Source organism: Thalassovita mediterranea (assembly GCF_001458435.1).
GTDB lineage: Bacteria > Pseudomonadota > Alphaproteobacteria > Rhodobacterales > Rhodobacteraceae > Thalassobius > Thalassobius mediterraneus.
The window spans coordinates 59,247-84,117 of record NZ_CYSF01000017.1 but is presented as its reverse complement, the minus strand read 5'-3'; the positions used below and the strand labels follow the sequence as shown (position 1 = coordinate 84,117).

General features: G+C 59.1%; 25 protein-coding genes. 11 read left to right on the top strand and 14 right to left on the bottom strand.

Annotated elements, in window-relative coordinates; all coding sequences use genetic code 11:
* Nucleotide 1: 1 nt before the first annotated feature.
* The 5 genes from TM5383_RS14005 to TM5383_RS13985 form a co-directional block, all read right to left on the bottom strand.
* Complete coding sequence (locus TM5383_RS14005) at nucleotides 2–214, bottom strand: twin-arginine translocase TatA/TatE family subunit (protein WP_058319671.1); 213 nt, start codon at nucleotides 212–214, stop codon at nucleotides 2–4.
* 186 nt (nucleotides 215–400) lie between these two features.
* Nucleotides 401–1,453, bottom strand: coding sequence for an ABC transporter ATP-binding protein (locus TM5383_RS14000; protein ID WP_082645504.1), 1,053 nt, complete (start codon nucleotides 1,451–1,453; stop codon nucleotides 401–403).
* Between the two features lie 185 nt (nucleotides 1,454–1,638).
* Nucleotides 1,639–2,679 (bottom strand): methyltransferase domain-containing protein, encoded by a 1,041-nt coding sequence (locus TM5383_RS13995; protein WP_058319862.1) that lies wholly within the window; start codon nucleotides 2,677–2,679, stop codon nucleotides 1,639–1,641.
* A 134-nt stretch (nucleotides 2,680–2,813) separates the two neighbouring features.
* Complete coding sequence (locus TM5383_RS13990; protein WP_058319669.1) at nucleotides 2,814–3,932, bottom strand: YhaZ family DNA alkylation repair protein; 1,119 nt, start codon at nucleotides 3,930–3,932, stop codon at nucleotides 2,814–2,816.
* Nucleotides 3,933–3,936: 4 nt separating this feature from the next.
* Nucleotides 3,937–4,716, bottom strand: a complete 780-nt coding sequence (locus tag TM5383_RS13985) for an SDR family oxidoreductase (protein WP_058319668.1) — start codon at nucleotides 4,714–4,716, stop codon at nucleotides 3,937–3,939.
* Nucleotides 4,717–5,017: 301 nt separating this feature from the next.
* Here TM5383_RS13985 and TM5383_RS13980 point away from each other — a divergent pair, with 301 nt between their 5' ends.
* The 9 genes from TM5383_RS13980 to TM5383_RS17105 all read left to right on the top strand — a co-directional run bounded on the left by TM5383_RS13980 (nucleotide 5,018) and on the right by TM5383_RS17105 (nucleotide 15,860).
* On the top strand, nucleotides 5,018–6,031 hold the full coding sequence (locus TM5383_RS13980; RefSeq protein ID WP_058319861.1) for a Hint domain-containing protein: 1,014 nt from the start codon (nucleotides 5,018–5,020) through the stop codon (nucleotides 6,029–6,031).
* A 57-nt stretch (nucleotides 6,032–6,088) separates the two neighbouring features.
* Nucleotides 6,089–7,696 carry a peptide chain release factor 3 gene (locus TM5383_RS13975; RefSeq protein ID WP_058319860.1) on the top strand — a complete coding sequence of 536 codons (1,608 nt, stop codon included), beginning with the start codon at nucleotides 6,089–6,091 and terminating at the stop codon, nucleotides 7,694–7,696.
* A 134-nt stretch (nucleotides 7,697–7,830) separates the two neighbouring features.
* Complete coding sequence (locus tag TM5383_RS13970; RefSeq protein ID WP_076400047.1) at nucleotides 7,831–8,283, top strand: hypothetical protein; 453 nt, start codon at nucleotides 7,831–7,833, stop codon at nucleotides 8,281–8,283.
* 111 nt (nucleotides 8,284–8,394) lie between these two features.
* A complete protein-coding gene (locus TM5383_RS13965) occupies nucleotides 8,395–9,360 on the top strand; it encodes a glycosyltransferase family 8 protein (protein ID WP_058319667.1) in 966 nt (321 codons plus the stop codon).
* A gap of 115 nt (nucleotides 9,361–9,475) precedes the next feature.
* A complete protein-coding gene (locus tag TM5383_RS13960) occupies nucleotides 9,476–9,952 on the top strand; it encodes a hypothetical protein (RefSeq protein WP_058319666.1) in 477 nt (158 codons plus the stop codon).
* 39 nt (nucleotides 9,953–9,991) lie between these two features.
* Complete coding sequence (locus TM5383_RS13955; protein ID WP_058319665.1) at nucleotides 9,992–11,782, top strand: glycosyltransferase family 2 protein; 1,791 nt, start codon at nucleotides 9,992–9,994, stop codon at nucleotides 11,780–11,782.
* Nucleotides 11,779–12,756, top strand: coding sequence for a glycosyltransferase family 2 protein (locus tag TM5383_RS13950; RefSeq protein ID WP_058319664.1), 978 nt, complete (start codon nucleotides 11,779–11,781; stop codon nucleotides 12,754–12,756). The genes TM5383_RS13955 and TM5383_RS13950 overlap by 4 nt, the downstream gene beginning before the upstream one ends.
* Before the next feature lie 213 nt (nucleotides 12,757–12,969).
* Nucleotides 12,970–14,478 carry a DEAD/DEAH box helicase gene (locus TM5383_RS13945; protein WP_058319663.1) on the top strand — a complete coding sequence of 503 codons (1,509 nt, stop codon included), beginning with the start codon at nucleotides 12,970–12,972 and terminating at the stop codon, nucleotides 14,476–14,478.
* Between the two features lie 140 nt (nucleotides 14,479–14,618).
* On the top strand, nucleotides 14,619–15,860 hold the full coding sequence (locus tag TM5383_RS17105; protein ID WP_082645496.1) for a flavin monoamine oxidase family protein: 1,242 nt from the start codon (nucleotides 14,619–14,621) through the stop codon (nucleotides 15,858–15,860).
* A 9-nt stretch (nucleotides 15,861–15,869) separates the two neighbouring features.
* On the opposite strand, the gene TM5383_RS13935 is transcribed toward TM5383_RS17105, so the two are convergent.
* Complete coding sequence (locus TM5383_RS13935; RefSeq protein ID WP_058319661.1) at nucleotides 15,870–16,598, bottom strand: helix-turn-helix transcriptional regulator; 729 nt, start codon at nucleotides 16,596–16,598, stop codon at nucleotides 15,870–15,872.
* A 97-nt stretch (nucleotides 16,599–16,695) separates the two neighbouring features.
* On the opposite strand from TM5383_RS13935, the gene TM5383_RS13930 reads away from it, so the two are divergent.
* On the top strand, nucleotides 16,696–17,028 hold the full coding sequence (locus tag TM5383_RS13930; RefSeq protein ID WP_058319660.1) for an antibiotic biosynthesis monooxygenase: 333 nt from the start codon (nucleotides 16,696–16,698) through the stop codon (nucleotides 17,026–17,028).
* 61 nt (nucleotides 17,029–17,089) lie between these two features.
* Here TM5383_RS13930 and TM5383_RS13925 read toward each other — a convergent pair whose 3' ends face one another.
* The 7 genes from TM5383_RS13925 to purF all read right to left on the bottom strand — a co-directional run bounded on the left by TM5383_RS13925 (nucleotide 17,090) and on the right by purF (nucleotide 23,376).
* A complete protein-coding gene (locus TM5383_RS13925) occupies nucleotides 17,090–18,397 on the bottom strand; it encodes a LysM peptidoglycan-binding domain-containing protein (protein WP_306345461.1) in 1,308 nt (435 codons plus the stop codon).
* A gap of 136 nt (nucleotides 18,398–18,533) precedes the next feature.
* The gene (locus TM5383_RS13920; protein WP_058319659.1) at nucleotides 18,534–19,190 is read right to left on the bottom strand and encodes a protein-L-isoaspartate(D-aspartate) O-methyltransferase; all 657 of its coding nucleotides are present in this window, start codon (nucleotides 19,188–19,190) and stop codon (nucleotides 18,534–18,536) included.
* Nucleotides 19,187–19,978 (bottom strand): 5'/3'-nucleotidase SurE, encoded by a 792-nt coding sequence (surE, locus tag TM5383_RS13915; protein ID WP_058319857.1) that lies wholly within the window; start codon nucleotides 19,976–19,978, stop codon nucleotides 19,187–19,189. Before surE ends, TM5383_RS13920 begins: the two co-directional genes overlap by 4 nt.
* 150 nt (nucleotides 19,979–20,128) lie before the next feature.
* Nucleotides 20,129–20,776, bottom strand: coding sequence for an SDR family NAD(P)-dependent oxidoreductase (locus TM5383_RS13910; protein ID WP_058319658.1), 648 nt, complete (start codon nucleotides 20,774–20,776; stop codon nucleotides 20,129–20,131).
* Nucleotides 20,777–20,822: 46 nt separating this feature from the next.
* Nucleotides 20,823–21,398, bottom strand: coding sequence for a DUF2199 domain-containing protein (locus TM5383_RS13905; RefSeq protein WP_058319657.1), 576 nt, complete (start codon nucleotides 21,396–21,398; stop codon nucleotides 20,823–20,825).
* A gap of 82 nt (nucleotides 21,399–21,480) precedes the next feature.
* Nucleotides 21,481–21,765: a hypothetical protein gene (locus TM5383_RS13900; protein WP_058319656.1), complete on the bottom strand. Its 285-nt coding sequence runs from the start codon at nucleotides 21,763–21,765 to the stop codon at nucleotides 21,481–21,483.
* Nucleotides 21,766–21,921: 156 nt separating this feature from the next.
* Entirely contained in the window at nucleotides 21,922–23,376 is a 1,455-nt protein-coding gene (gene purF, locus TM5383_RS13895; RefSeq protein ID WP_058319655.1) for an amidophosphoribosyltransferase, read from the bottom strand.
* 225 nt (nucleotides 23,377–23,601) lie between these two features.
* Between purF and TM5383_RS13890 the strand changes: the two genes are divergently transcribed.
* On the top strand, nucleotides 23,602–24,213 hold the full coding sequence (locus tag TM5383_RS13890; protein WP_058319654.1) for a hypothetical protein: 612 nt from the start codon (nucleotides 23,602–23,604) through the stop codon (nucleotides 24,211–24,213).
* 72 nt (nucleotides 24,214–24,285) lie between these two features.
* Here the strand turns inward: TM5383_RS13890 and TM5383_RS13885 are convergent, their stop codons facing one another.
* Complete coding sequence (locus TM5383_RS13885) at nucleotides 24,286–24,840, bottom strand: CvpA family protein (protein WP_058319653.1); 555 nt, start codon at nucleotides 24,838–24,840, stop codon at nucleotides 24,286–24,288.
* Nucleotides 24,841–24,871: the final 31 nt, after the last annotated feature.

Here is a 24,871-nt window from a genome sequence, read left to right as displayed (position 1 = left end):
CTTAGACCTTGTCTTTGTCGGACTCCGGGGTCACGTCTTTGGCTGCGGCTGCCTGATCTTCCAGTTCTGCCTTGCCTTCGTTGACGCCTTTTTTGAACGAGGTGATGCCTTTGCCCACTTCGCCCATCAGCGAGCTGATCTTGCCACGGCCGAAAAGTACCAGAACGACAACGGCGATCAGAAGAAGGCCGGGAAGGCCGATATTGTTCAGCATGAGTGTTCTCCCTTAATACGGCGCGTCGCTGAACGGCGCCGTCGAAATTCACCTACTGTATCTAATAGCTGCGATGTGTTCTTGGAAGGACCAATGCGCGCATAGGGGCGATTTTTAGACGTTACGGCACCTGAGGACGCAATTCTTGGGGGGTGTCTACCCAATAATGCGGAGGTATTTGCCCTCTCAGGCAGATTCGCGCGGGAATACGAAACAGCGATCGCGGCGGAACATCAGCCACAGCGGGCGGCCCACCTGCGGCAAGAAGACGTTGGGCACCGTCGCCTTCAGCACCGATCCGTCATAATCCATGCGGATTTCCACCAGACTTTCCGATCCCATAAAGCGCGCGCGCACAACTTCGCCACGGGCGGCAACGCCGTTTTGTGGGGTGGGTTCGGGGCCTTTGCCGTTGCGGTCAAATTCGATTTTCAGGTGCTGGGGGCGGATTACGATGTCCACCTCACCACCATCTGCAACACCCGGCGCCAGAAACTGACCAAAGGGTGTTTCACACAGCGCGCCCTGAACTTTACCGCAGATCACGTTGATATCGCTGAAAAATGCGACGGCCTGACGGTCCTTGGGGGCGTTGTAGATGTTATAGGGCGCGCCTTGCTGCACGATCTTGCCGCGCCGCATCAGGGCAATTTCGTCGGCCATGCGCATCGCCTCTTCGGGTTCGTGCGTGACCAGCAGAACGGCGGCATCCTCGGCCTTTAGCAGTTCCAGTGTTTGATCGCGGATATCGTCGCGCAGCCGGTTGTCTAGGCCCGAGAAGGGTTCATCCATCAGCATGATCTTGGGGCGCGGCGCAAGGGCGCGGGCCAGTGCCACACGTTGCTGTTCGCCGCCCGACAACAGGTAAGGGTAGCCGTCGATGAAGCGGCGCAGGCCGACTTTGTCCAGCAGTTCCTCTACCCGCGCACGCTTTTCCGCCTTGGAACCAGACAGGCCGAAGGCCACATTGTCCCCCACGGTCAGATGCGGAAACAGGGCGAAATCCTGAAACATCAGCCCGATATGGCGGCGTTCTGGCGGAATGCGGAACACCGTGTCGCAGATCAGCTGGCCATCGACGTAAATTTCGCCACTGTCCTGCATTTCCACGCCGGCGATCATGCGCAGGGTGGTGGATTTGCCACAGCCGGATGGCCCTAGCAGGCAGGTTACCTGACCCGGCATCACCTTCAGCGACACGTCATCCACCACACGGGTGCCCCCAAAGGCGCGCACCATGTTGCGGATTTCCAGACGCGGGGCAGTAACTGGGGGAATGGTGGTCGCGGACACGGGATTTCCTCGTGGCGGCGCGGGTGCGCCGGTGTTATGGGGTCGGCTTCCCGATTAAAAGCATCGGGTTTTGCCGACCCTTAACAACTGTGCGTCTTTCAGACAAGGGACCTTGCAGGCCCCCGCGACGCTTAGCAGCAGGGGACCGCGTCGCTGCCGTTGTCGGCATTAAAGGGGCTTTCGCCGCCGCAACCTTCAAAAATCCCGTAGTGGGTGGAGAAATCCCCAATGAAGGTGAAGTGTTCGGCAAAGCGCGTATCGGCCAGCATCATCCATGTGTTGCCACAGACAGGGAAAACCTTGCCCGCCTCGATGATGTGGTGATCATCCAGTTTGAACGCATGGGGTGCGGTGGGCAGGGTGCCCTTGTAGATCACCGCTTGACCGTAATCCTCACAGGCGGGTTCCAACCCCTCCAGCTTGAACAGACGGTAGGTGGAGGAGGTGAAGGACAGCGGTGCAACGCGTTGTTCCAGCACCGGGTTTTCGATGGTCAACGGGCGGTGGGTGACCAGACGCGGATCCTCAAAGCCAGCGTTCTTGGCAATGGTCAGGAAGTCATTCCAGTAGAGCGCACCAGACAGGCATTCGCCATACAGCACCTCATCTTCTGCCATCGCCTTTGGCACGCGGCGATCAGCATAAACGTCAGAGAAATACATTTCCCCACCCGGTTTCAGCAGGTGATAGGCGCCATCCAGAACCGCCTGTTTGTCGGTGGATAGGTTCACCACGCAGTTCGACACGATGATGTCAAAACTGCCCGGTTCCAGACCCAGCTCATCCAGTTTCTCAATGTAGCCTTCGTGAAACTCGACGTTTGCATAGCCGAATTTTTCGGCGTGCCAGTCCTGATGTTCGCGCGCCACGGCTAGCTGTTCGGCTGTCATGTCCACACCCACAACGTAGCCGGTCGGACCAACCAATTGCGCCAGCGCGTAAACGTCACGGCCCGCGCCACAGCCCAGATCAAGGATGCGAGCGCCCTCTAGGCCGTCAGGCATCACCAGCCCGCAGCCGTAGTAGCGCATCAGCACCTCATCATGCACGTTGCGCAGCACGTCTTTCAGGTATTCCGGCATCTCATCGGGGGTGCAGCAGGCGTTTGTTTGCAGGTCGTCGCTGCCTTGCAGAACTTTGCCGTAATAGTCCTGGACGTTTTCATGTTTCATCTTGGTCTTCCCCGGAAATACGTTGTCGTCAAAATGGATAAGCACATGCACGATGCTGGGCAATCGCTGCGTTGCGTCGTTCACGCGATTGTGGGTTGGCGGTGAACATTCCGCCGAAGGTTTCGGCGTTTGCGTTATGCGATCAGTTCGAACGGCGCCTCTGCCAGGATGCGGCCGTTTACCTGTAGTTCCACCCGATGCGGCCCGGGATGCAGGGTAAAGGTGCTGGCATTGCCTTTCAGTTTGTGCGCTTTGCTCAATTGTAGCGGCGCACCCGCGCGGATCGCTGTTTGTTTCAGTTTGTGCACCTTGCGCCCTGTTTTGCCGTTCGGGCGATCAAAGTGCATTACGTAGTCAACCAGCACCGGCAGTGCGCTGTCAGCGGTCAGTGTAATGTCCAGCGTGACCGCGTCGCCAATACGCACGGGATCAGGAGAGGCGGTGAGAGTGGCCGCAATTGGCACATCCTGACGGTAGCCAAGCTGCGCCAGAGCCCGCGTGTCGCCATCCTTCACCAGTGTGCGCAGCGCGTGTTTGGTCAGCCAGAACAGTTCTTTCTCATGCTGCGCGGCTTGTGTTTTCCATGTTTCCAGCCGGTTCATCATGTCCTGCGGATGGATGCGTGACAGGTCGTTTAGGTGGTTGGCCACAGATCGGGTGACAAACCGTGTTGGATCACTGTGTAGTTGATCCAGCAACGGCAGCGGGCGCAGCGGGTCGATTGCCACCTTTTCGCCCCACGGCAGACGCGGGCGGGTGCCTTCGCTGACCAGACGGCGCAGGTGATAGTGGTCGGCGGTGACCCAAGTGTCGAGGGCGGCAAACACCTCCTCCGGCCAGTGGTTGAGGAAGGGGCGCAGGGCAAATTCCATCGAAAAGCGCGTTGTCACCTCGGCCAGCAGGGGCAGGGCGGCGGCTGGGGCGTCGAGCCCGCGGCTGACAATCAAATCGCCCAAGGGTGCGAAGATGAAATCGCCAAAATCATCATCCGAAAGGTCCGGATCACAGGGCGCAGGTAGGGCGGTTTGTATGATGTCGAAACAGCGCTGCAGATCGCGCGGCAGATGATCGCCAAGCACGCGCCCGATCAATTGCTGGCGCTGTTTCAGTTCCAGCGCGGGCAGCTCTGCCATCACATCTTTCTGAAAACGTCCCGGATCAAACCCGTCCCAAGCAGAGGCAAAAAGGCCGCCCAGATAGGCGACCTTTTCGGCGTTGAACAACTGATCTTTCAGGGAGAACGCCTCTGCCATCGGGTTACATCACCTGATTGGAGGCGCCGCCGTCCAGCAGCACGTTTTGCCCAACCATAAAGCCCGCGTGCTGCGAACACATAAATGCGCAGGTCTGGCCAAATTCCATCGCGGTGCCGTAGCGGCCAGCGGGGATAGTGGCGGCGCGCTGGGCTTTGGCGTCGTCCATCGAAATGCCTTGCTGTTGGCTAACGCCTGTGTCCAGTGCAACGGCACGATCGGTGGCGTGAATGCCGGGCAGTAGGTTGTTGATGGTCACACCTTTGCCAGCCACCTGACGGGCGGTGCCTGCAACATAGCCGGTCAGGCCTGCGCGCGCGGCGTTTGATAGGCCCAGAACCGGAATCGGTGCCTTGACCGAAACCGAGGTGATGTTGACCACACGGCCCCAGCCGCGATCCATCATGCCGGGCACCAGCGCCTTGATCAGCGCAATCGGGGCCAGCATGTTGGCATCCAGCGCATTGATGAAATCATCACGATCCCAATCGGTCCACATGCCCGGGGGCGGGCCACCTGCGTTGGTGACCAAAATGTCAACCTGACCTGCGGCCTCCAGCACTTTTGCTTGCCCTTCGGCGGTCGTCACGTCGGCGGCAACGGTGGTTACTTCGACGCCATAGGTGGCCCGAATGTCTGCGGCTGTTGCTTCCAGCGCATCGCTGCCGCGGGCGTTCATCACCAGATTGACACCAGCCTGTGCCAGTGCTTCGGCGCATCCCCGACCCAGCCCTTTGGACGAAGCGCAGACCAGCGCACGTTTACCAGAAATCCCGAGATCCATATCCAATTCTCCCTTGCGCCAATAAAATGGCGCCGCTGTTGACCGTTACGGACTATGACGGGATCGGCCTTCAATCGCCAGCACGAATTCAGCGCATCGGAAATCGCCAGAGGATCGCCACCAAAACATCTCGTGATTGGACGATTTCTGCCGCATTCTGTATTTAGGCTTAGGACGATCCGGTTAACGCCTGCAGCAGTTGCGCGTTTTTGCTGCACAGTGACCGTGGCGTGTGAGGTATCGGCGCATCAGCGCCAATTAACCGTCCTAGACGGTGAGTGAAGGTAATAAAGTGACGATCATGAACGATTTCGCCCCCGATTCCACATTCAGCCTGCCAGCCTACCGTTCCACGGCGTTGAAGGTCAGTCATGGGGCAAATCTGGGGGATCCGCTGTCCTTTGCTGATGAACTGGTGCTGGATGATACCTATCTGGTTAGCGTTGCCGCACGGTCTGCGCGTCTGGCTGTTGTACCGGGGCGCAGCGGTGCGTTTCGTATTGCTGGAAACACGGATATGGGCACACCTGGCGGGGCACTGCATCTGGATTGTTGCCTGACATTCATGTCGCCGGACGGACGTACCACAGAAATTCTCGTCCTTGTCGAAGTGGACCCCAAAGGCCACGTTGTCGAAGTGTATGCGCTGCCTCTGTCGCCGTTGGTGCCCAAGGCCGAGCTGACGCTGGTCGGTGTCGATAAAGAAAGCGCGCATACCAAACTGGCCGAAGTGGCCTGTGTCAGCTTTACCGCAGGCACCCGCATCACGATGGCCACCGGCGAACAACGCCGGGTGGAGGAGTTGCGCGTGGGCGACCGCGTGCTAACCCGTGATGATGGCCCACAAGTGTTGCGTTGGGTGGGGCAATCCACCGTGCGGGCGCTGGGCGAATTCGCCCCCGTTTTGATCCGCGCTGGCACAATGCACAACGCGGATGATCTGATCGTCAGCCCCGAACACCGTCTGTTTGTGTATCAGCGCACCGATGAGCTGGGCGCTGGTCGCGCCGAGGTGCTGATCAAGGCACGGGATCTGATCAATGGTAGCACTGTGGTGCAGTTGGATGGTGGCTTCGTGGAATATTACCAACTGCTGTTTGATGATCACCAAATCATCTACGCAGAAGGCATCGCTGCAGAAACCCTGTTGGCAGACCTGCGCACCTCGCCTGCGCTGCCGGATGATCTGGCCAAGCGTCTGGAAACGGGCACCCTGCGTCACTGCGACCGCAGCTATCTGGACTTCTCTCTGGCGAAGATCGATCTGCCCGACGGCGATGTGACCCAACTGCTGCGTCGGGCCTCGACCGGCTAAGCGTCACAGGCCCTAAGTCTTATTGCCACAGCCTCCGTGCCCCGCTATATCGCGCCCATGTTGGATAACGCTACAAACCGCCCCGAACTGCCGCCCGAGATTGCGCGTCGTCGCACCTTTGCGATCATCTCGCACCCGGATGCCGGTAAAACCACCCTGACGGAGAAGTTCCTGCTCTATGGCGGTGCGATCCAGATGGCGGGGCAGGTGCGTGCCAAGGGTGAGGCGCGCCGTACCCGTTCCGACTTCATGCAGATGGAAAAGGATCGCGGCATTTCTGTCAGCGCCTCGGCCATGTCGTTCGATTTTGGCCAGTTCCGCTTCAACCTTGTGGATACGCCCGGCCACTCGGACTTTTCCGAGGATACGTACCGCACGCTGACTGCCGTGGATGCGGCGGTGATGGTGATTGACGGCGCAAAGGGTGTGGAAAGCCAGACGCAGAAACTGTTTGAGGTCTGCCGTCTGCGTGACCTGCCGATCCTGACGTTTTGTAACAAGATGGACCGCGAAAGCCGCGACACGTTCGAAATCATTGATGAGATTCAGGAAAACCTGGCCATTGATGTGACCCCGGCCTCTTGGCCCATCGGGGTGGGGCGTGATTTCATCGGCTGTTACGATCTGCTGAACGACCGTCTGGAACTGATGGACCGCGCCGATCGTAACAAAGTGGCCGAGTCGATTTCGATCAATGGCCTCGACGATCCGGCGATTGAACAGCATGTGCCGGCTGAACTGGTCGACCAACTGCGCGAAGAGGTGGAGATGGCGCGCGAACTGCTGCCCGCCCTAGACCCGCAAGCGGTGCTAGAGGGGCACATGACCCCGATTTGGTTCGGTTCTGCGATCAACTCTTTCGGGGTGCAGGAACTGATGAACGGCATCGGGCAGTACGGTCCCGAGCCGCAGCCACAGTCCGCGCAGCCCCGTCAGGTGGCACCGGACGAAAAAAAGGTTGCAGGCTTTGTATTCAAAGTGCAGGCCAACATGGACCCGAAACACCGTGACCGCGTGGCCTTTGTGCGCATGGCCTCGGGCCATTTCAAACGTGGCATGAAACTGACCCATGTGCGTACCAAAAAGCCGATGGCGATCTCGAACCCTGTGCTGTTCCTTGCTTCTGACCGCGAACTGGCAGAGGAGGCTTGGGCCGGTGACATCATCGGTATCCCCAACCACGGCCAGCTGCGCATTGGCGATACCCTGACCGAAGGTGAGGCGCTGCGCGTCACCGGCATTCCGTCGTTTGCGCCGGAATTGCTGCAAGGTGTGCGCGCGGGCGATCCGATGAAGGCAAAGCACCTTGAAAAGGCGCTGATGCAGTTTGCCGAAGAGGGCGCTGCGAAGGTGTTCAAGCCCAGTTTTGGCTCTGGCTTCGTCGTGGGCGTTGTGGGTGCGCTGCAGTTTGAGGTTCTGGCCAGCCGGATTGAACTGGAATACGGGCTGCCGGTCCGCTTTGATCAGTCGCAGTTCACATCTGCCCGCTGGGTGCATGGTAACAAGGACGCGGTTGATAAATTCGTCAACGCCAACAAACAGCACATCGCGCATGACCATGACGGCGATGTGGTCTACCTGACCCGCCTGCAATGGGACATTGATCGGGTGGAACGGGATTATCCCGATGTCACGCTGTCGGCGACGAAAGAGATGATGGTTTAAGCCATCGTTGCAAAACTCATAAGGTCGGGCGGGAAATCGCCTGACCTTTTTCTTCTGCCACAAACCCCTTGGCGAAGCTGGGGTGCTGTGGCTAAAGTCCGTCCAAGACATGAGTGAGGGCATAGGGGGCCATCATGAAAACCAATTCCGTCGCGATGATGAGCGCGCTTGGCGCCACCACAATGACCTTCACTGCACCGCAGGCCTTGGCGCAGGTGGATGTTTGGGAACTGCTCGATCAGATTGAGATCGAAGAGGTGATTACCGAAACCACCTATGAGGTGAAAAAATCCCTTCCCGCCGAAATTGATCAGGGTCTGAGCGATGTTCAGATCACCGGTTATGCGGTGCCGATGATCCCCGGTGAAATGGTGCAGGAACTGCTCTTGGTCTCGGACATGGGCCTGTGCCCGCTGTGCGGCAGCGGCGATCATGGCGCGACCTTGCAGGTTACGCTGGCCGATCCGATCCCCGGTTTTGACGCCAGCCGCAAGATCACCCTGCGCGGTGATGTGCAGGCAGTGCGTGATCCGGAAACGTGGCAGGCGGCGGTCATGACCCGCGCAACCGCAGTGTCTTTTGACTGAGTATTGAGCGGAATTGCCAATATGTGTCCCAGTTAAGGCCTAGTTAATCACCGCTTTGTTGATCGCAGGGCGGTGTTTTTTGTAGTTTCACGAGTGTTTAAGAAGATTTCCATGACGATCCCAGATTTTTCTATAGACCATATGACAGTCGCCTTTGCCATTGACGGCGGGCTAGTGGAACAACTGTGTGTCACCCTGCATTCGCTGTTGCGTCACAGGGGCGGGACGACGGATGTGCTGCTATTGGCGGTGGATCTGAAACCTGACGAGATTGCCTTGATCGAAAAAACCGCCTCGCTTTTTGCGCGGGCGACGTTGCGGGTGCAGCCCTTTAGCCTGGGTAGTGACGACCTGATGGCGATTTCGTCGGGGCATTTGACTGCAACATCTTTGGCACGGATTTTCCTGCCGGACTATATCGAAGAACGCGTTCTCTATCTGGATGCCGATATTCTGGTGTTGGAGGATCTGGGCCCGCTGTTTCGGATGGAAATGTTCGGGCATGTGATCGCCGCAGCGCGCGATTTGCCCCAGCTAGTGAACAGCGATGTGTTGGATCGTGCTGCCTTGGGCGAAGTGATCAGGCCACGCGATCTGCGTCGCGCTCAGAAAGACATTACAGGATTTCACAACGCGCTGCCCTGGGGGGATCCCGCACATTACGTCAACACCGGGGTTCTGTTGATTGATTGCGCCGCAATGCGCGCGGACAAAGAGCGGTATGCCCAGTTGCGCAATGTGGCAGAGGCCGCGCAATATCCGCTGCTGGATCAGGATCACATAAACCGTACCTATGGTGCTGAAAAAACGCTTTTGCCGCTGCGCTGGAACCGTTTGACCGGCAATATTCCCGAAGGCATGTATCAGCGCTATCTGGCGGCCCAGGGCGCAGCGGATGACGCGGCGATCTATCATTATGCGGGGATGCGTAAACCCTGGTGGCCGTGGTGGAAATGGCGCGCTAGCCGGGCACCTGCCAAGATGTTACGCTGGCGTTTGGAACGGTGGCTGATGCGCCGCAAGTTGAAAAGGACGTCCTCCTTTGCCATTGCAAAACAGAGTTCTGCCCACGGGTGATATTGTTGCAACCAGCGAACGCGGGATGTTTACCGGCAATCGCGGAATTCTAAGGTTCGATGGTGCATCTCTTGGAACCTCGCGCTGGACGCATCCCCATTGGATCATCTGTACGTTGACCCATCCGCGCGGCAAATACCAAAGCCCGCAGCCCAAACGTGGTTGGGTGCCGTTGTTTTTTCTGGATGAAGCCGTGGGATTGGCCGCTGGGCATCGACCGTGCCACTATTGCCGCCGTGCGGATGCGGCGCGGTTTATGGAGGCGTGGCACGATGGGCATCAATGTCTCGCAGGCAGCGTTCTGACGCCGGAGGTGGACAAGTGCCTGCATGCGGCGCGTGTGACCCGCGATCGCGAACAGGTCCGCCATAAGGCCGAGGCATCATCGCTGCCGGATGGTGCGTTCATACAGCTGGCGGGCGGGCAACCTGCGCTGATCCATGGCGATCGCGCTTTGCCTTATCGTCCCGGCGGCTACGCCCCGCCAGTGACGCGTCCGATGGGGGTGGTGAACGTGCTGACCCCAAAACCGATCCTGCCCGTTCTTTCAGCGGGTTATCTGCCACAGTTGCATCCCAGCGCTGCGCAATGATGCTTGCGGTATCGACCGGCGCACGGCATTCTGCCACCCATGAGCGAGCAGCGTAAAACAACCTATCCCGGCGGCTTTCCAGCCATTCTGGCACAGATGGAGGGGCGGCGTGATCCCTTCACCTATCATGAGGGGGAGGCGCTGGCGCCGCTCGAAACGGATTTTGCTGCATTGAAACAGCAGTACATGCTGGCGGAGGCACCGGAAATGGGTGACAGCCGCAGCGGATACGCCCGTAAATATCGTGCGCTCGCAGAGGAGTTTGCAGGTCGTTCTGCGCTACTGCATTTACACGGTTTGCTAATCGCCCACCTGCGTCGCCGCGCGCAGCCATCTCATACTGCCGCCTTGTTCCAACGGCTTTGGGTCGAAGAGGCTGATTACCTGATGGATTACCTCGACGCGCGCTGGCTGGTGTCGGCGGCGACCACCTTTGGTGATCATGGCGCGAATGAGGTGCAGCGGTCTGTTGGCCATGCGCTGTCGGTGCTGTTTGGCATGATGAAGCTTTATGAGACAGAACGCCTATTCGCCGCTGTCACGCCCGATCAGCCACATCCGTGGCGCAAACGCTCTAGCCCGACCTTGGCAATGGAAATGGATGCCTTTGCTGTTGGCGGGGCCGGTGGGCTCGACGTGAATATGTTGGGCCGTTTGTGGCAGCAGGGCAGCGAGGATCCGGTGATCGCGCCCTTGGTGCAGCGGTTGCTGACGCTGTTGGTGGATGACGATAAAACCGTGTTTCGTCGATTGCACATCATGCGCGCCCGTAAGGCCAAGCAGCGGCAGGAGGCAGGCAAAGAGGCCAAGCCGCAACGCGCCGTGCCAGCGGATAGGCGCAAGGTCATCGCCCCAGTGCCCGAAGGTCGATCTGGTCAGAACGACACCCGCCGCTGGGGTATCGTTTCCCTGATCAAAGCTGCACCGCGTGATGTTTTGGCCTTTGCGGCCTATCACCTCGACCTTGGGGCGCATCATCTGCATATCTATCTGGATGATCCAAACCCTGAGGCGGCAGAAATTCTGCAACGCCACCCCAAGGTGACGGTCGTGACCTGCGATGACAGCTATTGGAACGCGCAGAAAAAACCGCGGATGAAAACCCACCGAATGCGGCAGGTCTGGGTGGCAACACAGGCCTATAACAGCACCGACTGCGATTGGTTGGGCCATGTTGACGTGGATGAGTTTTTGCTGCCCGAGGGCGGCAAACCCATCGAAGAGATGCTGGCCGAGGTGCCAGAGGATCATCTGGGCCTGATGCTGCAATCGGCTGACCAACTGGAAGCCCCCGGGCCAGATGGTGGGGAGGCGTTTAAGCTGACCCATCTGGCCGCCGGCCATAAACGCGAGGTTCTGGGGCGTATCTATTCAACGCTGGGCAGCCATCTGCCCGGGGGCTTTATCGGCCACATTTCGGGCAAGCTGTTTTTGCGAACTGGTCTGGATGGGTTGCGCTTTGGCATTCACGCCTGTCACTGGCAGGCGGCGCAGGTGGAAAACATCACCAATATGACCGGCAGTTATATCGGTCACGCCCATGCTGCCAGCTGGCCCCAGTTCCGCAAAATGCTAGAGTTTCGCCTGACCCGTGGGTCTTATCAGCGGGCTGAGGACAATGATCGGTTGCAGCTGGGAGATGTGATTGATCTGGTGCTGGAAGAGGGCGGCGAAGATGGGTTGCGCGATTTCTACAACGAAGTGAACGGCGGCGGGCCAGAACAGCGCGCAGCGTTGGCGCGCTATAATATGCTGATCGACTACCCGCTGCATTTGCCAGAGCGCATGGTGCGCATTTTCGGCAATGAGGCAAAGGTGTATCTGGGATGAGCGGGCGCAAGACTTGGGGTCTCGTTTCCACGATTAAGGCCCCTGTCGAGGAGGTGCTGAACTTCTGCGCCCATCATCTGGATCTTGGGGCGCATCGGCTGTTTATTTATTTGGATGACGACAGCGTCGATCACCGCGCCGCGTTTGATCTGCTGTCCGCTCATCCCAAGGTGCGGCCGCTGATCACGGATGATGCCTATTGGCAAAAGCGTGGGTTCAAACGGCGCGCAAAACACCAGTCGCGCCAGTTTGAAAACGCCAAACACGTCTATCGCCGCGCCACGGGGCAGGTGGATTGGCTGACCCACATTGATGTCGACGAATTCCTCTGGCCCACGGTTGCGCAGGATAAACATACGGTCGCGGATGTTCTGACTGGCCTGTCCGATGATTGCCAATGCGCCCGCATACGCCCGTGGGAGGCGCTGGCGCCCTTGGATGGCGGTCCTCAGCACGATTTCAAGGGGATGTCGATCCCCGCTGCCCAGCGTCGTGCCGAGACAGAAGAGATCTATCCAGATTACGGCACCCACCTAAACGGTGGGTTCCTCAGCCATGTGGCGGGAAAAATGTTCTATCGCACCGGCGTTGAGGGGATGAAGGTGCAGATCCATAACGTCTGGATCGGTGAGGATATGAACCCGCAGCAACAGGAACTGCCTGACCTTAGGTTGCTACATTGTCATGCGGGCAGTTGGGATCACTTTTACACCGCCTTTCACTTCCGCTTGGACAAGGGCAGTTACCGCAGTGAATTGCGCCCTAACAAACCGGTGGAAGAGGGGGGCGTTAGCCTGCACGATCTTCTCTCAGGCATCTATGCCGACGGGGGCGAGGCAGCGCTGCGGCGGTTCTATGATACGGTCTGCGCGGCCGATCCGGATTTGATTGCGCGGCTCAGCGCGAAGGGGCTGCATATGACCGCCGATCTGGATCTGGACGCCAAACGCAGACGCCATTTCCCCGACTACTGATCCTAGCTAATTCCTAACGTGACTGGCCAAACGGGCAGGCGGGACACAGCCCGACCCGTAACATCAGGTAAAAACGCGCTTTCATTGACCCAAGGCGGGCTTTGCGCTAAACCCCGCCACACAACGGATCAAGCGACGCATTGTCGCTGTGCCATAAGGGCCGATCCACTGACGCTGCTGCGGGCCCGTTGTGTCCGTAAAAAACGGATACGTATGACAAAATTTAGTGATCTGAAGCTCGCTCCGAAGGTTTTGAAGGCTGTAGAAGAGGCCGGCTATGAAAGCCCGACCCCTATTCAGGCTGGGGCGATTCCCCCCGCCTTGGAAGGGCGCGATGTTCTGGGGATTGCCCAGACCGGCACCGGCAAAACCGCCAGCTTCACCCTGCCGATGATCTCGCTTCTGGCGCGTGGCCGTGCCCGCGCACGCATGCCACGCTCGCTGGTTCTGTGCCCGACGCGCGAACTGGCCGCGCAGGTTGCCGAAAACTTCGACACCTACACCAAACACCTGAAGCTGACCAAAGCGCTGCTGATCGGTGGCGTTTCCTTCAAGGAGCAAGAGGCGCTGATCGACCGTGGTGTTGACGTTCTGATCGCCACCCCCGGCCGTCTGCTGGACCATTTTGAGCGCGGCAAGCTGCTACTGACAGGTGTGCAGATCATGGTTGTGGACGAAGCGGACCGGATGCTCGATATGGGGTTCATCCCCGACATCGAACGCATCTTCTCGCTGACGCCGTTTACACGCCAGACGCTGTTCTTCTCCGCCACCATGGCGCCCGAGATTGAGCGGATCACCAACACGTTCCTCTCCGCGCCCGAACGGATTGAGATTGCCCGTCAGGCCACCACCTCGGAAACCATCACCCAGAGCGTGGTGATGTTCAAAGCCAGCCGCAAGGACCGCGAAGGCAGCGAAAAACGCCGTCTGCTGCGCGCGCTGATCGACGCCGAAGGTGAGAAGCTGACCAACGCCATCATCTTCTGTAACCGCAAGACGGACGTGGACATCACCGCCAAGTCGATGCGCAAATATGGTTATGACGCCGCAGCGATCCACGGCGATCTGGACCAGAGCCAACGGATGAAAACGCTGGAAGCCTACCGCGATGGCAAGTTGAAATTCCTCGTCGCCTCCGACGTGGCCGCCCGTGGTCTGGATATTCCCAGCGTAAGCCACGTGTTCAACTTTGACGTTCCCGGCCATGCCGAGGATTACGTGCACCGCATCGGCCGGACCGGTCGTGCAGGTCGCGAAGGCACTGCAATCACCCTGTGTGTGCCGCGTGATGAAAAGAACCTCGCCGATGTTGAGGCGCTGGTGAAACAGGAAATCCCGCGTCTGGACAACCCGATCAAGGATGTGAAACCGACCCGCCGCCGTAAGGACAAGGTCGAAGAGGCCGCGCCCGAGGCGCAGGCCGAAGCCCCCGTTGAAGCGGTGTCTGAAGAGAAGCCCAAGGGCCGTGGCCGTCGCCGCAATGAGGACCGTCAGGACCGCCGTGATGATCGTCGCGAAGATCGCAACGAAGCCCGCGCCGAGGGTCGTCAAGAGAACCGCAACGAAGGCCGTAATGACAACCGCAATGACGGGCGCAACGAGCGTGGCAACCGTGGTGGTAAGCATCATCACAAAGGTGGCCGCAACACTGTTGTTGGCATGGGCGATCATCTGCCCAGCTTTATCGCGCTCAGCTTCGACGAACGCCGCGCGGGCTAAGCTTTATCGCGATAGAAACGATGGAAAGCCTCCGATTTTCGGGGGCTTTTTTCTTGCCCGAAACCTCGCCGATAGTGACACTTGGCCGGATGCACGAAAGCGGGTTAAGTTGTTGAAAGAGTTCTTTTTGCATTGCTGAGGTGAAGAAGTTGGATCGCAGACGGTTTTTGGCATCTTCCCTCGCAGCGCTGGCTGCCGGCTTCACTCCATTGGCTGCTACCGGACAGCAAGGACGGACCGCCACCGGCTATCTGCGCACCAATTGGTCACGCGATCCATATAGCTATGGGTCCTATTCTTTTCTGGCTCAGGGCGCGTGGCGGCGCGATCACAAGCAGTTGGCGGAAACGGTTGATGGGCGGCTTTTCTTTGCTGGCGAGGCGACGCACCCGAATTATAACAGCACTGTACATGCGGCCTATGAAAGCGGTGTCTTTGCCGCGCGCGCGGTTGCCGCTCAGTCCGGGGCCACATCGCGCAGACGGGCGGTCGGCATTATCGGGGCAGGGATCAGCGGCTTGGCAGCGGCTGAGCTGCTGACGCGCGAAGGTGATGATGTCACGGTGCTTGAGGCGCGCGATCGCATTGGTGGCCGGATTTGGACCGAACAGCGGTTGGGCCTGCCGTTGGATCTAGGGGCCAGCTGGGTGCATGGGCGTGATGGCAACCCGCTGATGGAACTGGCGGCGGAGGTTGGGGCAGAAACCGTTGTCACAACGGACAGCTATATCACCCGCGGCGCCGGTGGGCGTGCGATCCCAGATGACGAAGTACCACTTTGGTTGCAAAATGTTCTATCAATCCAACATGATGCAGGCGCGGATCTGAGTGAGATCAACGCCTTGGCCTATTGGCGGGATCTGGATTATGACGGCGATGATGTGGTGTTTCCAAAGGGTTATGCGCAGCTGTTTGACGTGTTAACCCCAGACATGAACCTGCAGCTGAGCCGCGTTGTGAGTGCGATTGATTATGGTGGCGACGTGGTGCAGGTCACGAATACGCAAGGCAGGCAGCAGAGCTTCGACGCCGTGGTCGTCACCGTGCCGCTGGGCGTATTGAAAAAGGGGCGGATTGCCTTCACCCCACCGCTGCCGCGTGCGAAGCAACACGCGATTGAGGTGTTGGGTATGGGCGTGCTGGACAAGGTCTATCTGCGCTATGACCATGTGTTCTGGGACCGTGATGTCACCTGGATTGCCACACCTGAAAACGGCCTGCCGCAGGGGCAGTTTAACCAGTGGCTCAACCTCTACCCTTATCTGGGGGAGCCAGTGATCATGGCCTTCAACGGGGCGCAGCCCGCGCGTGATCTGGCGGGATTATCCGACGCCGAGGTGATCGCCCGCGCCGAGCAGACATTGGCCCGCGCCTACCCTTGAGGGTAGAACTTACGCCTCGCGGGTTGGATTGCCGTCTTGGGTGGCCGCGAAGTCATCCCATGGGCGGGGGGTAAAACTGTCGTCGGTCACGCGCGCGTCCTGCATCCGGTCTGTGCGCAGGGTACGTGGCGCATCGCGCAGATGGTCCCAACCGACCGCGTACCAAACAGGTTGATTAAGCACGAGGAAATGCGGCTCAAACAGTCGTGCGGTCTGTGCCCCTTCGCGATCGCGATAGGTGAGGGACAGCACCTTCCCCAGCGCAAATCCCTCTTTGATCGCATCGCCCACCTGATCAGACGCATCCTGTAGCGATTGCTCCATCTCGGCCGAAGCGCGCCCGCCGATCCGAATGCGTTGGCGCATTTCGCGGATCCGCTGCTGATCCTGCGCTGAGAAGCTAGAGAGGATCTTGCGCTGGATCGTCCTGCTACGCCCCATGCGCAGGTGCGGTGCAGCAATATCATTGAGTGCAATTCCAACCAGCAGATCCAGCGCCTCCATCCGGGTGAGGGAAATGCGCCCAATTCCCCAGCCGCGTGATACACGCACGCCACCCCCACGTCCGCGATCGCTTTCTATCGGCACACCGCGATCGCGCAGCAGGTCCAGATCACGGTGAATGGTGCGCAGGGACACGCCCAGTTCCTCCGCCGCATCGCTGAGCAGCAGGGTGTCATCTGATTTCAGCCAGCTTTCCAGTCGGTCAAGCCGGTCCAGTCGGGATCGAATTTTCATGCACTAAGCCTAGGATCAAATATGCCATATTCTGACACCTTTGCTGATTTAGTGGCCCCTGTCACTTGGACATTGTTACTGAAAGAAGGAAAGACACATGACACATTCTGTATTGGAGCTGGCTTCGATCACCTTGGCAGAAGGCAGCACAGAAGCGGATCTGCTGGCGGCCTCAACACATTTTCAAACCGCTTTTCTGGATCACCAGCCGGGGTTTTTGCGCCGTGATCTGGTGCGCAAGGGGGACGGTAGTTTCTTAGACGTCGTGCTGTGGGAAAGCCGCGCCCATGCGGATGCGGTGATGGAGCAGGCCGAAGGTTCAGAGGCGGTGGGGCAGTATTTCAGCCACATGGTGTTTGATCCAGAGGCGATGGAAGAGGGGGTTGAGCATTGCACGCTGTTGGGCAGTTATGCAGCCAAAGCCGCCTGATCAGATAACAGAAAAGCCGCCCAGTTCGGGGCGGCTTTTCGAGCATTGGGTTGGCGGTTGATCAGTTCAGGTAGGGCATCGGGTCGACACTGTTGAACCCCTTACGCACCTCAAAATGTACGTAGTTGCTTTCACCTGACCGGATCTTGGCAATGGTTTGGCCGCGTTTGACGCTGTCGCCTTTGCTAACGGTGATGCCAGAAACATTGGCGTAGACGCTCAGCAGATTGTCGGGGTGCTTCACCACAACAATCGGCACCTTGTCGGCGCTGGCGGTGATGGCGGCGACGGTGCCATTTGCGGCCGCCTTGATCGCCGTGCCGGGCGCGGCAGAGATGTCGATGCCTTCGTTTTTGCCCTTGCTGTATTCACGAATGATCGAACCGTTTACCGGAAAACCCATCCGCGAAGAGGATGCCGATTGCGTTTTCCCAAGATCGGGTGCGCGTTTCTGAGCGGCCTGCGTTTGCTGCGATTGGGCCTGTGCAGCGGTTGCAGTTTTTTCCCGTGGCAATGGCTTTGACGCAGACGGTGGTGTCGGTGTTGGTGTGCCCTGACCTGGAACGCTGCCCGAAGCCGCGGCGTTGCGCGGTTTGATTTCGCTGGTTGAGGCGGTGGGGACCAGCAGGAACTGGCCTTCGCGGATTGCAAAATCAGGGCCCAGACCGTTCCATTCGGCCAGCGACTTCACGCTGACACCGTAGAGGCGGGAAATGGTATATACTGTTTCGCCGCGCGCCACGCGGTGTTGCAAAGGTTCGACGCCGGTTTGCGGCGCATCCGCGCCGGGCAGAACGGCCTTGGCATCTTTGTTGTCGGCAGGTTGCACCGGATCAAGGGTAGAGGTCTGCACGCCCTGAGGCGACGCATTATCGATCGCGCTACCTGCAAGGGCGGCGATGTCTACACCCGAAGGCGGCTGGATCGGACCGCCTGCGGTTTCTGATACGCGACGGGGCAGGGCCAGCACCTCGTCCGGACGCAGCAGCGAGGAAGTTTCCAATCCGTTGTGACGGGCCAGATCCTGCGCATTCACGCCAATGCGCTGGGCCACATCGCTGACCGTGTCGCCACGGCGCGCCACAGCCACCTGATAGTTGGGATAAGAGATGATGCCGCGTTGATCGGGGCGCGGGCGATCGGCGGTGATGTTCTGGGCGGCATCGGCGGTGTTGAACGCTTCGTTGAAGTTGCCACGCAGGTCAAAATCCAGCGGTTGCGAACAGGCTGCCAGCAGGAATGCACCGCCAAGGAGGGTCAGCTGGGGCCGTGTGAACGGGCGAAGTGTGGGCATCTCTGGTTCCTCTGCCTTCTCGGGTGCCATGTCTGGCGCTGCCTCTGGCTGCCCCTGTTGGTCGGGGTTGGCCATTGTCACTTTGGTGTCTTCATCATAGCACGCGCGGGCTGGGCCGTTTCGCTGTGTCGGACGTTGCCTTAGGCGGTTTTATGACCTTTGGGCAGTTTTTTACCGTCTTGCCCCGCTGGTTGCGCATGTTTTCGCTTATTTAGGCCTCTCGGCCCAGACCTTCAACCAGTGGAACAAAACGCACTGGCATCAATTCTTCATAATCAAATCCCGTTTCGAGGCGGGTGACACGGATCAGGCTCTGGACATGATCCGATTGGCCGACGGGTAACACCATGATACCGCCAACTTTGAGTTGCGCCAAGAGCGGCGGCGGCGGATCTTCGGCGGCGGCGGTCAACAGAATGCGATCAAACGGTGCCTGATCCGGCAGACCAAAGCTGCCGTCGCCCAAGATGCTGGTTACATTCGCCAGATCAAGGGTTTCAAAACGATCGCGCGCTTCGCCGACCAGTCGACGATGCCGATCCACAGTGTAGACCCGACGGGCCAATTGGCTAAGAACGGCTGCCTGATATCCAGACCCTGTGCCCACCTCCAACACCTTGTCGCGCGAAGAGAGCTGCAACGCCTGCGTCATCAGCCCAACCACCGAGGGTTGGCTGATTGTTTGGCCGCAGGCAATGGGCAGTGGCATATCCTCATAGGCGCGGCCGGAAAACAGGCCGGTGATGAACAAGCCGCGGTCGATCTTCTCCATCGCGCCCAGCACCCGCTGATCGGTCACACCTTTGGACCGCAGCGCAAAGAGGAACTGCATCTTTCGGGTGGCTGGATCGTCTGCGTCGTCGTTCATTCGCCCCGTTCCAGTGCCTTGAAATCGGCCAGTGCATCATAGGCGGTCAGATCCGCGCGCATCGGCGTAACGGAGATATATTCATCAAGGTTCACCGCCGCATCGGTGCCGGCTGCCACCGGGCGCCGCTGATCACCGCCGCGCACCCAAAGGTATTGGCGCCCAGTGGGGGAGGTGTGGGGTTCTACCGCAAACCCCGGACCGCGACGGTATCCCTGCGGCGCGACGCGCACGCCTTTGACATCGGCAGCGGGGCAGGGGGGGAAGTTCACGTTGAAAAACAGACGGTAGTCCTCTTCGCCCTCAGGCATCTGATCCAGTAGCTGACGCAGCAACGGCACCGCATGTACCGCGGCGGCTTCGAATTGATTGTCGGCGGTGTAGTTCTTTGGGCCCAGATATTGGCTCAGGGCGATGGCGGGCAGACCTTGCAGCGCCCCCTCCATCGCGCCGCCCAGCGTGCCGGAGTAGAGCGCGTTTTCAGCCGAGTTGTTGCCGCGGTTGACACCCGACAGGATCAGGTCAGGACGCGCGTCTTTCATCACATGGTGCAGCCCTGCCAGCACACAGTCGGCTGGGCTGCCCTCAGCGGCAAAGCGACGTTCGCCCAGTTGTGCGATCATCATTGGGTGGGTGTAGCTGATGCAGTGCCCAACGCCCGATTGCTCAAAGGCGGGGGCAACGGTCCAAACCTCGCCCTCGGGACCAGCCAGTTCAGCGGCAATCGCCTCCAGCACGGCTAGACCCGGTGCGTTGATGCCATCATCATTTGTTACCAGAATGCGCAATGGTCCAGCCCCTTTGCCTGTTTCGTCCAATTACGGTCCTGCCTTTACTAGGCGAGCTGCCCCGTTGGGGCAAGCACTGGCCCAAGAGGCAAAAACAAAGACGCCGCGCTGTTGTAGCGCGGCGACGATTGTGTCTCTTGTCACAGGTGTTTAGCCCAGATCCAGCGTTGCGAGCAGGCGCTTGGCCTCTTCGGCAGGGGCCGCCAGTTCATCGCGCGGTTCACCGGGGAAGAAACGGGCGCGGTTTGCTGTTGCCAGCGGTTTCGGGGCCAGCAAATGCACCTTGGGTCCGGTGTTGGCCGTTTCTGCAGCCCAAGATCGTGCCAGATCCATCTGCGCCGATTTGGTCGCACCATAAGCACCAAAGAACTTCTGCCCGCCGCGCTGATCCTCAAAGAACAGGGCTGTACCAGCCTCACCCAGCAGGGGCGCGACATAGGTGATCAGACGACCGGTTGCGGTGACGTTGATGTTGACGGATTTGTCCCAATCCTTGGCATCAATGAACTGTGCCGGTGCCAGCGGGGCGGCATGGATTGCGGTGTGGGCCCACAGATCAACACTGCCCCAGCGGTCATAGATCGACCGGCACAGCTGCGCCATTGCATCGGGATTGGTGATGTCCATTGGCGCAAGCGTCGCCTGACCGCCAGCGGCCTGAATACGGTCGTCCAGCTCTTCCAGTGCGCCAGTGGTGCGGGCCACGGCAACGATATGGTGGGTCTGCGCCAAAGCTTCTGCCAGACCTGCGCCAAGGCCGCGGGACGCGCCGGTGATAAGTGCGATTTTCTGTGTCATAACGGTGATGTGCGATCAATTAGGGGCAAGGTCAAGAGGGAAGCCGTCAGTCCTGCGCGAGATGCGGCCGGATGTCCTGCCCGAAGGCTGCATAGATATCCAACAGCTGGTCGAAACTGATCCCGTTCTCTTGGGCGGTGGCCAGATCGCAGTCCGCGCTGATGGCCATTGGGCGGGCATCTGCGCTGGGGAAATGCAGAGTGACAGGCAGCGGCGCCTCTGTTTCCGCCTCAAAGCCCGGCAGTTGGTTGGTCAGTACAGCGTCACAATCCGCGGGCGGCGTGTCTGCGGTGCCGTCAAAACTGTCTAGGTAGGCATAAAACACCTCTGGCGCGACCTCTACCCAAGGGGAGATGTGCAGGCACTCATCGTCCGATCCCTGCACGGCCAGCGAGATCACCGCGCGGATAAAGCGTTGATCACCCACACGACACAGATCTGCGGTCAGTTGGTCATCGCCCACCTTGGCAAAGGGTTCATCCCCACGCGGTGCATGGGGCCAGCTGGCCGGATGTTCAAAGCCGATGTCGAAAATGCCGGAAAAGTGCCCGTTCCAAAGGGGGCAAGGGCGCGTTGGATCGTTGAAACGGCGCCATCGCGCATCAAGGTCTAGCAGGGCCATTGTATCGGCGCTCCGGTAAATTGGATTTGGTCGGGCGCAGGGTAGGATGTGGGGGGGAGGTCTGCAAGGGCAGACGGTGCGATCATCCGCTGGGCAAGGTCATCCGGCGGCTGTCGCTGCCGCGGCTCAGGATGATGGCGCCGTTTTGGATGGCACTGACGGTTGCCCCTTCCAGCAGGTCGCCGGGGCGGACACGGTGAATGCGTCCCTGTCCGAGGTGGACATAAGCGCGTGGACCGCGCGGTGTCAGCACCGTACCGACCAGCGACGCATGACCAAAGGGCAGCGCATCAGGCTGCGTCGCAGCCGCACTGACTTTCGATCTGGTGTGACCCTTACTAGGGTTGGCACGACCGGACAGGGACATCAAACAACACTCCACTCGCTACATTCACACATCGGCAAGAACCGTGCCGGGTGAGGTCAGTATGGGAATGAAGTCTTGCGAATTGGTGACTGCAAAACAAAAACGAGGGCCGCAAAGCCCCCGTTTTGTGTAAAACTCTAGCTATCTATCGCGGGCTTACTCGGCCGCTTTCAGCTTGAACCCTTTTTGCAGCATGTCGGTGGGTGCCACCGGATATTCACCGCTGAAGCAGGCATCGCAATACTGCGGGCATGCACTGTTGCGTCCGTCACCTTCGCCAACCGCGCGGTAAAGCCCGTTGAGCGAGATGAACTTCAGGCTGTCTACTGCCAGATGCTGACACATTTCTTCTTCGCTCATGGTGGCAGCCAGCAGCTTTTCGCGCTGGGGGGTATCCACGCCGTAGAAACAGGGCCAGGCGGTGGGCGGCGATGCGATGCGGAAATGCACCTCTTTGGCGCCTGCATCCAAGATCATTTCTTTGATCTTGCGCGAGGTGGTGCCACGCACAACCGAGTCGTCCACCAGAATGACCCGCTTGTCCTTGATCAGCGCACGGTTCACGTTCAGTTTCAGGCGCACACCCATGTTGCGGATCTGTTCGGTCGGTTCGATGAAGGTCCGGCCCATGTATTGGTTACGGGTGATGCCCAAACCAAAGGGAATACCGCTTTCGGCGGCAAATCCGATCGCTGCAGGGGTGCCGCTGTCGGGCACGGGGCAGACCAGATCGGCCTCGACAGGGGCTTCGCGCGCCAGTTCCACACCGATCTGACGGCGGGTTTCATAAACGGAACGGCCACCGATGATGCTGTCAGGGCGCGAGAAATAGACATGTTCAAAGATACAGAACTTGCTGTCCTGTTTGCGGAAAGGGAACAGGCTTTCGACGCCACCTTCTGCGGTGATGACAACCATTTCACCCGGCTCAATTTCACGGACGAACTCGGCACCGATGATATCCAGCGCACAGGTTTCCGAGCTAAGCGCCCAGCCATCACCAACCTTACCCAGAACCAGTGGGCGGACGCCCAGCGGGTCACGCACACCGATCAGTTTGGTGCGGGTCATGGCCACGACCGAGAACGCGCCTTCGACACGGCGCAGCGCATCTTCCATTCGTTCGGGGATGTTGCGCTGCAGGGAACGCGCCATCAGGTGGATGATACATTCACTGTCGCTGGAGGATTGGAAAATCGAACCACGCTCGATCAGCTCTTTGCGCAGGGCTTCGGCGTTGGTGATGTTGCCGTTGTGGGCAATGGCTGCGCCGCCCATGGAAAATTCGCCAAAAAAAGGCTGCACATCACGGATGGCAGCCCCTTTGGAACCGGCGGTGGAGTAGCGGACGTGACCAATGGCCAGCGGTCCAGGCAGGGTTTTCATCAACGACTGGCTGGTGAAGTTGTCACGCACATAGCCAAAACGGCGGGCGTTGTTGAAACCGTCTTCGGGGCAGTGAGACACGATGCCACCGGCTTCTTGGCCACGGTGCTGCAGCGCGTGCAGGCCAAGGGCAACGAAGTTGGCCGCGTCAGCGACGCCGACAACGCCGAACACACCGCACTCCTCCTTCAGTTTGTCGTCATCGAAAGGGTGTGCGGGGGGCATGGGCTTGGACAAGGGGATACTCCGAATCCGATTGCTGGCGTTACGCCTCCGTATAGGCATTGTGGGCGTCTGTGTCATTACGCTTGTGTCATGAAAGGATCACAAAAGAGCGTAGGGGCCGTTGTGCGGATCGGGATACATCGCACCAGCGGCCAGAGTTGACGTCAACCCAACCGTTGTTATGGTCAGGACGATAGAGTTCTCCGCCAATATTAAAGGTATTTGATGTCGATTTTTACAAAGAGCCGCTGGGTGCGCTCCGCCGTTTTTGTTGCCGCCACGTTATCGGCGAGCAGTGTGTCAGCGGCCTGCGTTGATTTAAGCAAGGGCAACCGGTTCACCCTGACGCGCAACACGCCGCATTTCCAGGTTGAGAATGTGATTTCTGCGGACGGATCCGTGTCCGAAGATCGCGTCATGGAAAAGGGTGGCGCGACAGAGACGGTGCAAACGGCCTATTGGAACGGGATCATGGCAGTGGATCGCAAATCCGCCAGCAGCCGCATTCAAATGAAGGTACCGGCGAAGGCGAAATCGCTGGATCTGAGTGTGAAGGGCAAAGAATACACATTGCCGATGACACTTCTCATCAACGGCAAAGAGTTTGGGCGCGGCACCTATATTGTACGCCCGATCAAAAAGACCAAGGTAAAGATTGGCAAATGCCGCTATCCTGTGATGGTCGTGCGCACGACGATGCGATTGGAAAACAGGGCGGACATCAACGAAGAGGCGCTGTTGAGCCTAGAGTCTGGGATGTTGATCGGCAATGTTGCGATGGATCCTGATTGGAACCCCAAGTCAGGGGTTTTCTTTGACACGGTGCAGGCACGCTAGGCAGCTGATCCGATCGATCGAAACAAAAACGGCGCCCCATGGGACGCCGTTTTTTGTTTGCCAAGACCTGATTTACAGTTCGCAGCTGCTGACCAGCGCTTCGTATTTCGAGGTGATCCAGCCCAGCGATGCGGAGGGGTCGCGCTCTTCGATCTTGCCGGTCATCGAAGCTAAGACTTTGGCCGAGCGGCTGTTGTCTACCATCGCGACCTCTTGGCCGACGGCGACGGTTTCATAGACAAAGAAGGTGATCGCCACCAACAGCACACCGCGCACCACGCCGAACAGAAAGCCGAGGCCTTGGTCGAGCCCGCCGAGGATGGATTTCTGCACCATCGACGAAAACAGCGGTGCAAACAGCGACGCCAGCACCAGTACCAGTGCCGCGACGACAAAGGCTGCGCCCAGCATCGACAACTCGCAGCTGTCAGCGATGAATTCACCCACGACGGGGATTTCTTTCACCAGCGGCTGCACCTGCGGGGCAAACATAAAGGCCAGCACTGCGGCCAGAATCCAGCCCGCGATTGCCAGACCTTCGCGCACGACGCCGCGCGAATAGGCCAGCAGCGCCGACAGAATGATAACCAGCGCCACAACGCCGTCGATGATGGTAAAGCCGTCCATTATGCGTTCCCGATCCCTGTTCTTCTTGCGT